General features: G+C 63.7%; 12 protein-coding genes. 6 read left to right on the top strand and 6 right to left on the bottom strand.

Going from position 1 to position 14,567, the window contains the following annotated elements; translation table 11 throughout:
• Window positions 1-139: 139 nt before the first annotated feature.
• On the bottom strand, window positions 140-1,351 hold the full coding sequence (locus GYH34_RS09365; protein WP_161913341.1) for a cupin domain-containing protein: 1,212 nt from the start codon (window positions 1,349-1,351) through the stop codon (window positions 140-142).
• Between the two features lie 213 nt (window positions 1,352-1,564).
• On the opposite strand from GYH34_RS09365, the gene GYH34_RS09360 reads away from it, so the two are divergent.
• A complete protein-coding gene (locus tag GYH34_RS09360; RefSeq protein ID WP_244635340.1) occupies window positions 1,565-2,176 on the top strand; it encodes a transglutaminase-like cysteine peptidase in 612 nt (203 codons plus the stop codon).
• Window positions 2,177-2,582: 406 nt separating this feature from the next.
• On the top strand, window positions 2,583-3,509 hold the full coding sequence (locus GYH34_RS09355; protein WP_161913340.1) for an IS1595 family transposase: 927 nt from the start codon (window positions 2,583-2,585) through the stop codon (window positions 3,507-3,509).
• A 302-nt stretch (window positions 3,510-3,811) separates the two neighbouring features.
• Here GYH34_RS09355 and GYH34_RS09350 read toward each other — a convergent pair whose 3' ends face one another.
• Window positions 3,812-4,357: a hypothetical protein gene (locus GYH34_RS09350; protein ID WP_161913339.1), complete on the bottom strand. Its 546-nt coding sequence runs from the start codon at window positions 4,355-4,357 to the stop codon at window positions 3,812-3,814.
• Here GYH34_RS09350 and GYH34_RS09345 point away from each other — a divergent pair.
• Window positions 4,338-4,919 carry a hypothetical protein gene (locus tag GYH34_RS09345; protein WP_161913338.1) on the top strand — a complete coding sequence of 194 codons (582 nt, stop codon included), beginning with the start codon at window positions 4,338-4,340 and terminating at the stop codon, window positions 4,917-4,919. The two genes, GYH34_RS09350 and GYH34_RS09345, sit on opposite strands and share 20 nt — an antisense overlap.
• Before the next feature lie 392 nt (window positions 4,920-5,311).
• On the opposite strand, the gene GYH34_RS09340 is transcribed toward GYH34_RS09345, so the two are convergent.
• On the bottom strand, window positions 5,312-5,896 hold the full coding sequence (locus GYH34_RS09340; protein WP_161913337.1) for a Uma2 family endonuclease: 585 nt from the start codon (window positions 5,894-5,896) through the stop codon (window positions 5,312-5,314).
• A gap of 95 nt (window positions 5,897-5,991) precedes the next feature.
• Between GYH34_RS09340 and GYH34_RS09335 the strand changes: the two genes are divergently transcribed.
• Together GYH34_RS09335 and ruvB are read left to right on the top strand one after the other, a co-directional pair.
• Entirely contained in the window at window positions 5,992-6,789 is a 798-nt protein-coding gene (locus GYH34_RS09335; RefSeq protein ID WP_161913336.1) for a glucose 1-dehydrogenase, read from the top strand.
• 67 nt (window positions 6,790-6,856) lie between these two features.
• Window positions 6,857-7,900, top strand: a complete 1,044-nt coding sequence (ruvB, locus tag GYH34_RS09330; protein WP_161913335.1) for a Holliday junction branch migration DNA helicase RuvB — start codon at window positions 6,857-6,859, stop codon at window positions 7,898-7,900.
• A gap of 24 nt (window positions 7,901-7,924) precedes the next feature.
• Here the strand turns inward: ruvB and GYH34_RS09325 are convergent, their stop codons facing one another.
• Window positions 7,925-8,617, bottom strand: a complete 693-nt coding sequence (locus tag GYH34_RS09325; protein WP_161913334.1) for a hypothetical protein — start codon at window positions 8,615-8,617, stop codon at window positions 7,925-7,927.
• Between the two features lie 224 nt (window positions 8,618-8,841).
• Between GYH34_RS09325 and GYH34_RS09320 the strand changes: the two genes are divergently transcribed.
• The gene (locus GYH34_RS09320) at window positions 8,842-9,798 is read left to right on the top strand and encodes a trypsin-like peptidase domain-containing protein (protein ID WP_161913333.1); all 957 of its coding nucleotides are present in this window, start codon (window positions 8,842-8,844) and stop codon (window positions 9,796-9,798) included.
• 68 nt (window positions 9,799-9,866) lie between these two features.
• Here GYH34_RS09320 and GYH34_RS09315 read toward each other — a convergent pair whose 3' ends face one another.
• Window positions 9,867-11,282: a TolC family outer membrane protein gene (locus GYH34_RS09315; RefSeq protein WP_161913332.1), complete on the bottom strand. Its 1,416-nt coding sequence runs from the start codon at window positions 11,280-11,282 to the stop codon at window positions 9,867-9,869.
• Entirely contained in the window at window positions 11,279-14,521 is a 3,243-nt protein-coding gene (locus GYH34_RS09310; protein WP_161913331.1) for a CusA/CzcA family heavy metal efflux RND transporter, read from the bottom strand. The genes GYH34_RS09315 and GYH34_RS09310 overlap by 4 nt, the downstream gene beginning before the upstream one ends.
• Window positions 14,522-14,567: the final 46 nt, after the last annotated feature.

The raw sequence follows: 14,567 nt of genomic DNA, 5'->3' as shown, positions 1-14,567 counted from the left end.
TTCTCGGGTCTACGCCCGTGGGATGGGGCGTGATAAGCGACCACGCCGCCCCTGTCAAACGGAATCGGGCGCCCATGAGCGCCCGAAAAGCCAGTATTTCCCGGCGATAGACCGCATAGGTATTATGATACCTGCGATCTCACGGCATGACGACGGGCTTGCCGCGCGGGAATTTGGCGATGGTCGCCTCGTCTATGTTGAGATGCTGGGCGACCATGGCCGCCGGCGTATGGGTGAGCCAATCCACGAGCGAGACGTCGCGGAAATGCGCGGCGCGGAACACCTCCAAAAACTGCAGCTCCGTATCGCCGACATTCTGCACGTAATGCCCATGGGCGCGCTTCACATAGCCGATGTCGCCGGCGTGGAAATCCTGCGTCACCGCCTTCGGCCCGGCGTCGAACAGCGTCATGCGGCCATGGCCTTTGATCCAATATTGCCATTCGTCGCCATTGGGATGCCAATGCATCTCGCGCAGCGCGCCCGGCGCGAGCGTGACCAGCGCCGCGGCTATGGTGGAGGAGACCTTGAAATTGTCGCTGTCGGCGACGCGCACCTCGCCGCCCTTGGTCTTTTTGGCGGCGGCGCTGCCTTTCAGCGAGAATGTATAGGGATAGGGCGGCGCCCCTTCCCCTTGCGCTGACGAGGCCTGATCCGCGGCCAGGGGACCAGGGACCTCGCCCTGGAAAATATAGAGCTGATTGAGCGGGATATTGGCGAAGGTCTCGGCCGGCAGGCCGAAATTGGCGGCGAGAATCTCGGGCGGCGTATGGGCGATCCAGTCGGTCACGAGCAGAGTGTTGTATTCGGTCGCCTTGCCGTCGTCGAAACAGAGCAGGAACTCGCAACCGTCCGGCCCCAGCCCCTGTAGCGAATGCGGCTGGCCGGCGGGGAAATACCAAATATCCCCCTCCTTCACATCGGACACATAGGCGCGGCCCTGATCGTCGAGCACGGTGACGCGGCAGGAGCCATAGGAGACATAGCCCCATTCGGCGGCGAGATGCCAATGCATCTCCCTTATGCCGCCGGCGGTGAGGCGCATATCGACGCCGGAAATCTCCTCGGCGATGGCAAAATCATATTGCGTCACCTGCCGCGCCCAGCCGCCGTTCTGCACGCGTTTGGGCGCATTGTTGAACGACGCCCAGAACATGGGCATGTCGCTGACGTCGGTGGGCGGCGGAAACTGAGCCGAAGGAAACTGCCCGCCGATCGCCTCGCTGCGCGGGCCGGGATCGGTGAGGCTGGCCTTGTTCTGCGCATTGATCGCGCCCTGGGGCGGAAGATCGGGATTGCCGAAGGAGGGGATCGGACGCGCGGCGGTTTCGCGCTTTTTCGCAGTGGCCATTTGCTTCTTTCTCCGGGGGAAAGGGGAGGCGACCGCCTCTGTCAGATTGCGCCGACAGCGCGAGGGTCAACCGCAGGGAAAAACGCGGGATCGCTAAAATCCGAGCATTCGAATTGGCGAGCGGGCAAAAGGCGCGCGCGCATTCTCGGCCTCGATGGCGAGGCGCTCCGTAGCGGCGGGCTGCGGCGCTCCACGCCGGCTTCGGGGGATCGCGTGGCCTATTTTCTCATTCGCGTCTTGAGTCCGCTCGCTCTGGCGCTCATCGTCTTCAGCGCCTCGGCCGCACGCGCGGAGGTCCCGCGCGCGAGTTTCGTCGTTACCGGCGAGCCGACCTCCATCCCCTATGGCTGGATGGATTTTTGCGGCCGCCAGCCTCAGGAATGCCAGCAGACGGCCCTGCCCGCCGCCGATCTCGACCTCTCGCGCGAGGCCTGGGCGCGGCTGAACGAGATCAATCGCGCCGTGAACGCCTCGATACAGCCGCTCTCCAATCTCGAGCATTGGGGCACGATGGCCGATCATTGGGACTACCCCACCGACGGCAAGGGCGACTGCAAGATCTACGCACTGCAGAAGCGCCGGCTGCTGATGGAAATGGGCTTTCCGCGCCAGGCGCTGCTGATGACCATCGTGCGCGACAAGAACGACCAGGGCCATGCAATTCTCACGGCGCGCACCAATCGCGGCGATTTCATCCTCGACAATCTCACCGACCAGGTGAAGCCATGGGACGCGACCGGCTATCGCTTCGTGAAGCGCCAGTCGCAGCAAGACCCGAATGTGTGGGTGACGATAGAGACCCGGCGGCGCATCGGCGCGCGGTGAGAAGCATCGATTCTACAGAACGTTTTATACAAGCACGCTTATGGTTTGGAGTCGTCCCTCAGCCAAAAGAGCGTCACGAGCACGCTAACCATTTCGTATGTCCACGCAACCACACAAACGACGTGGATGACATGCCAGTCGACGTTCGCACCAAAATATTTGTAGAAAGCAAAAAGCACAACAAATACTTTTAGGCTCTCGCCGATGCTTCGCGAAAACCCGTGCAACAAACGCCGTTTTAAAACAATTGGGGATTATCCCCTTGAAGCAGGTGCTCGGAGAATTCTTTTAAAAGAACGAATTCAGGTGTAATACAGAACGCAAAAATAGGACAGTATTCCGGCATTTTATCCCATTGACACACGTATCGGCCTATGGCACAGTTCACGTCATAGGAGATACGGACATGACGACTCGTAAGCGCAACCGCCCTTCCCAAGCCGGCCAGAACGTCAGCGGCGTTCAGGCGTTTTCGGTTCGCGAGTTTTTCGAGACGTTCCCGAATGACGATGCCTGCATTCAGCGCGTTATGGAAGTGCGCTATGGCCTGCGCCACGTCTGCGAAAAGTGCGGTAAGGACGCGACCTTTCATAAGCTGGCGGAGCGCCGTGCCTATTCCTGCGCCGCTTGCGGGCACCATATTTACCCCTGCGCTGGAACGATTTTCCAGGATAGCCGCACGCCCCTTCAAACGTGGTTCTATGCAATCTACCTGTTTATCGCGACGCGCCACGGTGTGAGTGGCAAGGAGCTTCAGCGCACGCTCGGCGTTACCTACAAGACCGCATACCGGATCGGCATGCAAATCCGCACGCTTATGGAAAAGGCCAATGGCTTCGAAATGCTCAAAGGCCACGTTGAGCTTGACGAGGCTTACGTCGGCGGGAAGCGGTCTGGTAAGCGCGGCCGCGGCGCCGAGGGCAAGACCATCGTTATGGGGCTTAAAGAGCGCGGCGGCCGTATCGAGGTTCAGGTTATCCCGGACGTGAAAAAGGACACGCTGCGCAATGTGGTTCTCGATACCGTCGAGCCCGGCTCCGCCGTCTCGACCGATGAACTGATTTCGTATGGTTTACTTGAGGGCGACGGCTTCAAGCACGGCGCGGTGAACCATAGCGCTAAGGAATGGTCCTACTACGATTACCGGACCAAAGAGACGCACCATACGCAAGGCGTCGAGTCGTTTTGGAAGCTATTTAAGGACAGCGTGAACTCGACGCACATTCATATCAGCGCGAAGCACATGGATCGCTATTTGGGGGAGTTCTCTTTCCGATCGAACCATCGTCAGATGCGGAACGCGATGTTTGATCTTCTGATTGCGGCGCTCTGACGAGTGCCGCAGCCAACGCATCGAAATCGGCCCGGTCAATCGGGCCGACGCCGCGAGCTTCCTCTTGGGCGATAAATTCCTGTAATCTCGAGGTCTTTACCGCTTCCGCGAGAGTTAACATGCTGATTCCAGTCACGATTCAGGCGGAATTGCCTTGACAAAGGATAGCACGTATGCGAGCAACAAAAAAGGGGCCGGCGCATGCCGACCCCTCTTCGACTATAAGAGCAAGCGGTAGGTGGGTTCCAGCCACCATACCGCGAAGGGATGGGGAACCATCCCGAAGCTCCTTTCTCCGGCGTCTAATCAGCGCCGGTCTGATCCCCCGTCCCGAGGGATTCTTGCGGCCCCGACGCCTCGGCGCTCGGGGCTTCATTCTTTAGGGGCTCTTTGTCGAACCCAAACTTTCTGGCGGCCTCCTCAGTGACCCGCCAGTAGCCGGGGCTGTCCGGGGCTTGTTCGACGATCCGGTGCATGGCGTGCGCCGACAGCCGATCTTTAGCCTCCTTCGGCCTCAGTTTGATCCCATTGTTGAACGCGCTAATCGTTAGCTGCTGCTCAGAAAACCACGCATTCGGGAATCCGTGATACATATCGGAGTAGATCATCCGCCATGGGCGCGAAATGGCCCCCGGCTGGCGGCCTCCCGAGTATCCAGCTTGACGCACCTTCTCAATGACCGCCGCAGCCCGCGACGGCTGATGAGGGTGGGCGGATCGCCCAATCGCGGCGCGGATAGTCTTCATTCCCTTCAGCTCGGCCTCAGCCAGCTCAAGTTGGCGGCGCAACTCCTCGACCTGCGCTTCTCGGTTCCGGATGGACGCATCAATGTCGGCGGTGTTCATCATGGGGACGTCTTCGCATACCGCGACGCGGATAGCAAGCCTCGGTTTGTTCCGCCGCGCGTTTGACAGCTACCCGCGGGCGGCATATGTTCAAAGCGTGACCATTCCATCGCAGACCATCATCCCCCCAACAAAAAGAACCGCGCTCGACCGTCTCGGCCGCCCGGCTGAATGGGCGCTGTCTGCCGCCCAATGCGATGCGGTCGTTTGCCGGCGCGGAGTTGTGAGGCTACTGAATGGAGTTCAGGGCCGCGAAACTGGCTTTGGTTGCGCGCACATAGAATCAAACGAAGGTAGAATGAAGCAAATTAGAGGGATGGGTTTCGCCTCCCTCCACGCTTATCTACGCAGAGTGTTTGCTGATGTTGCATTTATTGGCAAGCAGCCAGACGGTCGAATCATATTGATTGCCGAATTTGAACTAATCTACCATCACATTGTCTGCCAATGGGATGACGATCTTAGTATCTGGAGCATAACAACTGCGATTCCAAAGCGGAATATGCGAGATGTAAATCCTTTGTGGAGAAGAGACGGCGTGACGGGCGCGAACCCCGTCCCCTGACACTGGCCGCCAGAGCCGATTTGTGACCGTTTCAAGCCCCTTTGAGCCAATGGGGCGAGGATCCAAACGCTCTCGGTGCCGTCCAACGTTGCATATGTTGCACAGTGCGACAAAAAATTCAACCCCAATCACTCCGCATCGCACCCTGCATCACGTCGGCTTTGCGGGAACCTGCGGCGCGTTAGGTGAACAAGATTGTTACCTCGCGGGGTAACTCAAATAAGCCGCCGGCTAAACCGTAGCTATCATGCAGAATAAATTCCTTTTGGAGCGTTTCGTTAAACGAATGGTATGTGTGTTATTACGAACGCCGCGCGCCTACGTGCCTCAATGGGATAATCCCCAAACAATTTCGTTCGTTCCAGCCTCCGGAACAACAAAATCTGACGTTGCTAGCTTTCGATCACATCCCGATAGATTTCCGCGAGCGGAACGCTCACGCCGATCGCCGGCAGATCGAGCTCCGCCTCCAGGCCATCGAGAATACGCACGCCGGCCCAGACCGCGCCCTCCCGATCGAAGGTCTCTATATGCGCCCGGTCGCGCTCGACCAGCACGTAATGACGCAGGCTCGGCAGCTTCTGATAGACGGCCCATTTCTCGAAACGGTCGCGCGCCTTGCTGCCCTCGGACATGACCTCGACGAGGACCGTCGGATCGTTCAGCGACGTCGCGCCGGGCTCGAGCGGACGGCAATGCACGATCACATCGGGCAGCATGGACGAATCCATAGGGGCGTCACGCAGCCGGAAGCTCTCGGTTAATGTCCGGCACGACGAGCCATTCGCCCTCAGCCTCTCACGAATGCCGGAGGAAAGGTTCTGGATGATGTAATTATGCTCCCATCGCGCGCCCACCATCATGCGCACGACGCGGCCGCCGATCAGCTCCCACTTTTCATTCGTGGGCTTGTCGGCGAGCAGTTCCTCGAAATCATCGAGGGACATATACTCGTATTGCGACGAGGGGCGGCTCATGGTCTCGGCTCCTGGCGGCACTCTAACATAACGCCCCATTCCGCGCATCTGTTCGGCCGCCGAACATGCGGACGGACTGAAACCGGGAGCGCCGAATGACTCGGCTGAAAGAGAAAGTAACGCTCGTGACCGGCGCGGCGCGAGGCATCGGCGCGGCGATCGCCCGGGCCTTCGTCAACGAAGGCGCCTTCGTCTATCTGACCGATATCGACGACGACAACGGACGCGCGACGGCCGCAGCGCTCGGCGAAGGCGCCGCTTACGCAAGTCTCGACGTGCGGGAGGAAGCCGATTGGCGCGAGGTCGTCGCTCTCGCGCTCTCCGAGCGCGGTCGGCTGGACGTCGTCGTCAATAATGCGGGGATCACCGGCTTCGAAGCCGGCGCCGCCGCCCATGACCCGGAAAATGCGCGCCTCGAGGATTGGCGCGCCGTGCATGAGACGAATCTCGACGGCGTGTTTCTCGGCTGCAAACATGCGATCCGCGCGATGCGGCCGGCGGGGACCGGATCGATCATCAACATATCCTCGCGATCGGGCCTCGTCGGCATTGCGGGCGCCGCCGCTTACGCCTCCTCCAAGGCGGCGGTGCGCAACCATACCAAGACCGTCGCTCTATGGTGCGCCGCGCAGGGCCTCGCGATCCGCTGCAACTCGATCCATCCGGCCGCGATACTGACGCCGATGTGGGAGCCCATGCTCGGAAGCGGTCCCGATCGCGAGGCCCGCATGGCGGCCTTCGTTCGCGACACGCCCCTGCGCCGGTTCGGACGGCCGGAGGAAGTCGCGGCGCTCGCCGTGCTGCTGGCCTCGGACGAGGCGACCTATGTCACCGGAGCCGAGCTGAACATCGACGGCGGCCTGCTGGCCGGATCGGCGGCCAGCCCAGGATAGGCGTTCCGAATCCCCTGCTCGCGGTATAAAGCTCTCGCCGTCCCTGAAACGCCCGGAGCCCGATTCTTTGACCACCCCTCCCCGCCGGCTGGTGACGCCCGAAAAGCGCGAGGACGATCCCGACGCCTCGCTGCGTCCGCTCTCGCTCGGCGATTTCACCGGCCAGGAGGCGGCGCGCAAGAATCTCAAAATCTTCATCGAGGCGGCGAAGACGCGCGGCGAGGCGCTCGATCATGTGCTGCTCGTCGGTCCGCCCGGCCTCGGCAAGACGACCATGGCGCAGATCGTCGCCCGCGAGCTGGGGGTCAATTTCCGCTCCACCTCCGGCCCGGTCATCGCCAAGGCCGGCGATCTCGCGGCGCAACTCACCAATCTCGAGCCGCGCGACGTTCTCTTCATCGACGAGATCCACCGGCTCAATCCGGCCGTGGAGGAAATCCTCTATCCGGCCATGGAGGATTTTCAGCTCGATCTCATCATCGGCGAAGGCCCGGCGGCGCGCTCGGTGAAGATCGATCTCGCCAAATTCACGCTCGTCGGCGCGACGACGCGCGCCGGCCTGCTGACGACGCCGCTGCGCGATCGCTTCGGCATTCCGATCCGGCTCAATTTCTACACGGCGGAAGAATTGGAGCTGATCGTGCGGCGCGGCGCGCGCGTGCTCGGCGTCTCCATGAGCGAGGATGGCGCGCGCGAGATCGCGCGGCGCTCGCGCGGCACGCCGCGCATCGCCGGCCGCCTGCTGCGCCGCGTGCGCGATTTCGCCATTGTCGAGAATGCGGGACAGGTGACGCGCGAGCTGGCCGACCGCTCGCTGGCTCTGCTCGAGGTCGACAGCATCGGGCTCGATGTGATGGACCGCCGCTATCTCGAAATGGTGGCCGTCAATTTCGGCGGCGGGCCGGTGGGGATAGAGACGATCGCCGCCGCCCTCTCCGAGCCGCGCGACGCGATCGAGGACATCATCGAGCCGTTTCTGCTGCAGCAGGGCTTTCTGCAGCGCACGCCGCGCGGCAGGCTGCTGACGCCGCACGCCTTCCGGCATCTCGGCCTCGCCGAGCCGTCGCGCCCGCCGGCGCAATTCGGAATGTTCGACGAAGAGGAAGAGTGAGGGCGGGAGCGCTTCCCGTAGCTCTCATTCACGCACGGCGGCGGCGTCGAAATTCAGCAGCTCATCGGTGTAGGTCTCGCGCACTTCGGCGATCGGCCTGCCGTCGCCCGAATGGACGATGACCTCGAGCTCGAACAGCGCATGAGGGGTATCGAGCGCTTTTCCTTTCGGCAGCTCCTTCATGAGCGCCGCGCGCGTCTTGCCCTCCCATCCCTGTGGCAACGGCGACCAGCGCCGCTCCGTCGAGAACACGCGGCGAAAGGGTCGCAATGGCGCGATCACCTTGCCGAAGGGCGCATCCGTCGTCTCCAGCGCGCGGTTCATCTCCGGCGTCAGTCGCGAGGGCACATACCAATTGTCTGCTTCGAGAAGAACATGATCGCCGCAGGCGAGCGCGACGCGGCGATACGTCACCTTCTCCTGCGGGCCGACGCCGAGCCGCTCGCGCTGCTCCGCGCTCGGCGGCGTCGGATCGCCCGGCGCGACGCGGGCGACGATCTTCGGATCGGCGGCCATATGGTGATCGGCGCACCATTTCTCCAATGTCGCGGTCGCGCTGCGCGTGGCGAGCATTTGCGCGCTCAGCGTCTCGACGAGCGCCAGCGCTTCGAGACGGCCGACGAAATCGTCCGGCCATGGCGCGCGCCCCCACGCAGGCGCCGCGACGAGCAGAATGGCGAGCCCCGCACAGGCCGCATCACATAATTTCGATCTCATGCGCCAAGGCTCCTGTCCAATGTCGACGTCCATCGATAACGCATGACGACGCCTTCCGTCCCGCGCCGCAGACGGCGGCGATTTCGCGGCGGCCGCGCCCGCGCGTGGCGACTCTGTGACGCTTCGAAGGTATTCCGGCGAAGTCCGTGTTTTTGCTTACTGCCAAGCTTGTGAACCGCAATGCCCTCGCATAGTCCTAGTCACGAACGAGACAAGAGGACGCGATGAAGAACGTCGAATATCGTCTTTTCGCGGCCGCCCTTTGCTTGGCGGCTGCGCCACTATCCTCCTCCACCGCGGAAGCCGGCGTCACCCAGCAGGTGAAATTCTCGGCGGCCGCGCGGCTGGAGCCGACGAAAGTGCTGGTGCTCGGCTCCGAGCATCGCGCCAACGCCGACCAATACGCCGCGCGTCAAAAGCTCGACGCCGGCGCGCTGAAGCAGTCGCACGCCGCCTCCGGCCTCATCCAATGCGGCCGCGCGCATGGCGCCGGGCAGCTCACCCTCGCCAATAATGTCATCACCACTGCGGCGCATGTCTTCTTCGACGAGCGCGGCGCCAAGCGTGCACGCGTCTGCCAATTCGTCACCGAGGTGGATGGCAAGAAGCGTCGCATAGCGGTGGATATGTCGTCGATCGTCGCCGGCTCCGCCAAGCCCTACGCCGTCAAGGCGATCAACGACTGGGCGGTGGCGCGGCTCGCGCAGCCGCTGGACGATGTGAAGCCTTATGAGCTCGCCGATCAGCTCGCCGTCGAGCAGACGGTGGAATTCGTCTCGCGCGGCCATTCCGATTGGCGCGACGCCGAGACCATGTCCTTCGAGGCCTGCCGCCTGCGCGCGCAGACCAATCAGCTGAAGGGCGGCGCGCGCGAGTTCGCTTTCGATTGCGGCACGGGCGACGGCGCCTCCGGCGGCGCGGTCCTCGCGGGCGAGCAGCGCGCCAAGCTCGGCGCCATTCTCGTCGGCTGGCGCAGCAATGATCCCTCGCACATCGGGCCTTATTCGACGTCGAATTACAATTTCGTCGTCTCGGTCGAAGGCGCCTTCCGCGAGGCGGTGCTCGCCGCCGCCGGCAATGGGACGCCGCCCGCCACCGCGAGCGCGACGCCCGCAGGCGAGAAGGCCGAGGGCGACAAGGCCGCGAACAGCGCGCAGCGCCGCTCCGCCGGCCGCGACTGACAGCAAAGGGATTTGCGAGCCTAAGGCTCGCATCTCGGACCATGCATTCAAAACGCCCGGCGTCGCTCTCAGCGGCCGCCGGGCGTTTCGATTCCGCCCCATGAATCCTTGACGGCATCGAAATGCGCGGAGGCGTCATAGGCCGCGACGGAGAGTCCGAGCTGCTGCGCCGACAATCGGCCCATCGCCGCCAGCACGGCGTAGGAGGCGACGACGCGGTCGCGCTGCGCGACGACCAGCGCCAGACGCGCGCCGAGCAGCTCCTGCTGCGCGTTCAAAATTTCCAGCGTGGTGCGCTTGCCGGCCTTGGCCTCCTCGCGCACGCCCTCGAGCGCGCGCTCGGCCGCGGCGATCTGCGCGCTGGCGGCGACGATCTGCGCCTTGGCGGCCTGCAGCCCTCCCCAATTGGCGCGCGTCAGCGCCATCAACTCGGCGCGCGCGGCGTCGACGTCGAATTTCTTCTGCCCTGCGGTCTCCTTCGCCTGGCGCAGCCGCGCCGAGGTCCCGCCGCCGGAATAGATCGGCACCGATAATTTGCCGAGCACTTGCGCGCCGAGAGCGCGATTGCCGCGGCCGTCGATATCGGACTCGGTGTAGACCTTGCCGACCATGGAGAGGCTGGGCAGAAAATCGCTCTCGATCACCCTTATGTCGAGATCGGCGGCCTCGGCGTCATGCTGCGCCGCGCGCACCACCGGATGCTCGACGAGCGCGATGCGCTCGGCCGCCTCGCGCGTCTTCGGCAGCAGACGATCGATCGGCTCGGCCGGCGCGAGGCGCTTCGCCTCCGCTCCCATGATCTGCGCATAGCGCGCGAGGCCGGCGTCGAGCTCGGCGCGCGCCGTCGCGGCTTGCGAGCGGCCTGCGGAGAGGCGCGCCTCGGCTTGCGCAATGTCGGTCGGCGTGATCTCGCCGGCGGCATAGCGCTCCTTGGTCTGGCGCAGCTGCTCCTCGAGCACGGACACATGGTTCTGCTGCAAGCGCAGCGCAGCGGTGTCGCGCAGCACGTTCATATAGACGGAAACGGCCTCGAACAGCACCCGCTGCTCCATGAGCCGCAGCCGCTCGCGTCCCGCATGCACATTGGTCTCGGCGGAAAGCGCGGCGTTACGCGTGCGAAAGCCGTCGAACAAGGGCTGCTCGACGCTGAGCACGGCGGAACGCGGCGGCCCGCCGCCGCCACGATTGTTCTGAATGCTCTCGACCCATATCGGATCGAGGTAATTGCCATTGTCGTATTCGAAGGACTTCTGCACCGAGCGGCGCCGCTCGACGCCGAGAAAGGCGTCGGTCCTCACGCTAGGACGAAATTGCGCGAGCGCGCGCGGCACATTCTCGTCATTGGCGCGCTGACCGGCGCGCGCGGAATTGATCGTCGGATTGAGCTCATAGGCGCGGGCCAACGCGCCGGCGAGGGTTTCTCCCGAGGCGGCGGCCGGCGTCAGCAGAGCGAGCCCCAGAGCGAAGACGCAAACGCCTCTCATGCGTCGGCGCCTCGCGGCTCTGGGATGACATCCTCCTCCGCCGCAACGACCGCTTCATCGCGGCCGAACAGCGCATAGAGCGCCGGCAGCACGAAGAGCGTCAGAATTGTCGCGCTGACGAGGCCGCCGATGACGACAGTGGCGATCGGCTTCTGCACTTCCGCGCCCGTGCCCGTCGCAAAGGCCATCGGCAAAAAGCCGAGCGAGGCGACGAGCGCCGTCATCGCCACCGGACGCAGGCGCGTCATCGCGCCTTCGACAATGGCCTCGCGCGGCGCGCGGCCCTGCTGCACGAGCTGCAGAATATAGCTGCGCATGACGAGGCCATTGAGCACGGCGACGCCGGAGAGCGCGATGAAGCCGACCGCGGCGGAGACCGACATGGGCATGCCGCGCAGCCAGAGCGCGGCGACGCCGCCGGACAGCGCCAAAGGCACGGCGCTGAACACGATGAGCGCGTCGCGCGCCGAGCCGAGCGCCGAATAGAGCAGGAGGAAGATGAGGAAGAAGCACAGCGGCACGACGAGCACGAGCTTTTGCCGCGCGGCGGCGAGATTCTCGAACTGGCCGCCCCAGGAGAGCCAATCGCCGGCGGCGAGCGTGACTCTCGCCTTCACCTTGTCCTGCGCCTCGGAGACGACGGAGGCGATATCGCGCCCGCGCACATTGGCGGTGACGACGACGCGGCGCTTGCCATTCTCGCGCGATATCTGGTTCGGCCCCTCATGGAAGGAGAAGGAGGCGACCTGCTTCAGCGGCACGGTGCGCGTCTGCCCCGTGTCGTGCCCGCGCACGGAGACGGGCAGATTCTCGAGCGCGCGAATGTCTCGGCGCAATTCGTCCTTCAGACGCACGATGATCGGAAAGCGTCGATCGCCCTCGAAGACGACGCCGGCGCGCTGGCCGCCCACCGCCGCGCCGATCACGTCCTGCACTTCCGCGACGCTGAGGCCGAGATGCGCGATCTCGGTCTTGTCGATCTTGATCTCGAGGAAGGGCAGGCCCGCGATCTGCTCGACCTTCACATCCTCGGCGCCGGAGACGCCGCGCAGCACGCCGGCGATCTGCTCGGCCTCCTTGACCATAGAGTCGAAATCCTCGCCGAACACCTTCACCGCCAGATCGCCGCGAACGCCGGCGAGCAGCTCGTTGAAGCGCAGCTGAATTGGCTGCGAAAACTCATAGAGATTGCCGGGGAGCTCGGACACATGGCCGTCGATGCGGCGGATCAGCTCCTCCTTGGGGAGCTTGGGATCGGCCCATTCCTCGCGCGGCTTCAAGAAAATATAGGTGTCGGTGAGATTGGGCGGCATGGGGTCGGTCGCCGCTTCCGCCGTGCCGGTCTTGGAGAAGACATAGGCGACCTCGGGCGCGCGATGAATGGCGTTCTCGACGTCGTTCTGCATCGCCTGCGACTGGGTGAGCGAGGCGCTCGGAATGCGGCCCGCCTGCATCGCGAGATTCTTCTCGTCGAGCGTCGGGATGAACTCCTGCCCGAGCCGCGAGGCGAGCAGCAGCGCCAGCAGAAAAGCGCCGGCGCCGATGGCGATGGGCCGGCGCGGCGAAGCGATGGCGCTCTGCAAGCGCGGCAGATAGGCGCGCTTCAATGAAGCGATGAATTTATTCTCGCTCTCCTCTATGCGGCCGGAGACGAGAATGGCGATCATCGCCGGCACGAAGGTGAGCGAAAGAATGAAGGCGGCGGCGAGCGCCAATATCACCGTCAGCGCCATGGGGTGGAACATCTTGCCTTCGACGCCCGAGAAGGACAGCAGAGGCACATAGACGAGGATGATGATCGCCTGGCCATAAACGGTCGGTCGGATCATCTCCACGGCGGAGGCGATGACCGTCTGCAGCCGCTCCTCGAGCGAGAGCGCGCGGCCGAGCGTATGGCGCCGCTCGAAGAGATGACGCAGGCTGTTCTCGGCGACGATCACCGCGCCATCGGCGATGAGGCCGAAATCCAGCGCGCCCATGCTCATGAGATTGGCGCTGATGCGGCCATAGACCATGCCGGTGGCGAGCAGCAGCATGGTGATGGGAATGACCAGCGCGGTGATGAGCGCCGCGCGGAAATTGCCGAGCAGCAGAAACAGCACGACGATGACGAGCAGCGCGCCCTCGGCGAGATTGGAGGCGACCGTGCGGATTGTCGCATCGACCAGCACGGTGCGGTCGAGGATCGTCTTCGCCTCTATCCCCGGCGGCAGCGAGGGGCGAATGGCGTCGAGCTTGGCGCCGACGGCGGCGGAGACCGATCGGCTATTGCCGCCTATCAGCATCAAGGCCGTGCCGATGACGACCTCCTCGCCATCCATGCTGGCGCTGCCGACGCGCATCTCGCGGCCGACGCCGACCTCCGCAATGTCCTTCACCCGGATCGGAACGCCATTGCGCGTCGAGACGACGACGCGCTCTATGTCGTCCATCGTCTCCAGACGGCCGCCGCTGCGCACCACATAGCCTTCGCCATTGCGCTCTATATAGCCGGCGCCGCGGCTCTGATTGTTGCGCTCGAGCGCCGTCGCCACATCGCCGAAGGAGAGGCCGAGCGAATAGAGCTTCATCGCATCCGGCCGCACGTCGAATTGCTTCACGAAGCCGCCGAGAGAATCGATGCTCGCTATATTGGGCACGACCTTGAGCTGCGGCTTGACGATCCAATCCTGCACGGTGCGCAGATAGGCGGAGCGCTCGAGCTCGTTGCGCAAGAGCTGCCCGTCCGGCGTCAGATAGGAGCCGTCATTCTGCCAGCCCGGCTCGCCATCGAGATATTTGCGGCCCGGCGTCTTCGGCGCATAGCGGATCGCCCACATATAGATTTCGCTGAGGCCCGTGGCGATCGGCCCCATGCGCGCCTCGACGCCGACGGGGAAATTCTCCTTGGCTTCGGCGAGGCGCTCGTTCACCTGCTGGCGCGCGAAATAAATGTCGAGCTTCTCGGCGAACACCGCCGTCACCTGCGAGAAGCCGTTGCGCGAGAGCGAGCGCGTATATTCGAGGCCGGGAATGCCGGCGATCGCATTCTCTATGGGGAAAGTGATCTGCTTCTCGACCTCGGTCGGCGACAGCGCCGGCGCGATGGCGTTGATCTGCACCTGATTATTGGTGATGTCCGGCACGGCGTCGATCGGCAGGCGATCGAGCGATGCGGCGCCGATGAGGCAGGCGAGCAGGGTCAGCAGCGCGATGAGCCAACGCTGGCGAACCGAAAAGGCGATGCAACGCTCGATCATCTATAGTCACACATTCCCCGTCGCGCGCCGCCGTCATCGACGAGTC

The sequence above is a fragment of the Methylosinus sp. C49 genome, assembly GCF_009936375.1.
GTDB lineage: Bacteria > Pseudomonadota > Alphaproteobacteria > Rhizobiales > Beijerinckiaceae > Methylosinus.
The sequence above is the reverse complement of the archived record's forward strand: the minus strand, read 5'-3'. Positions and strand labels throughout refer to the sequence as shown.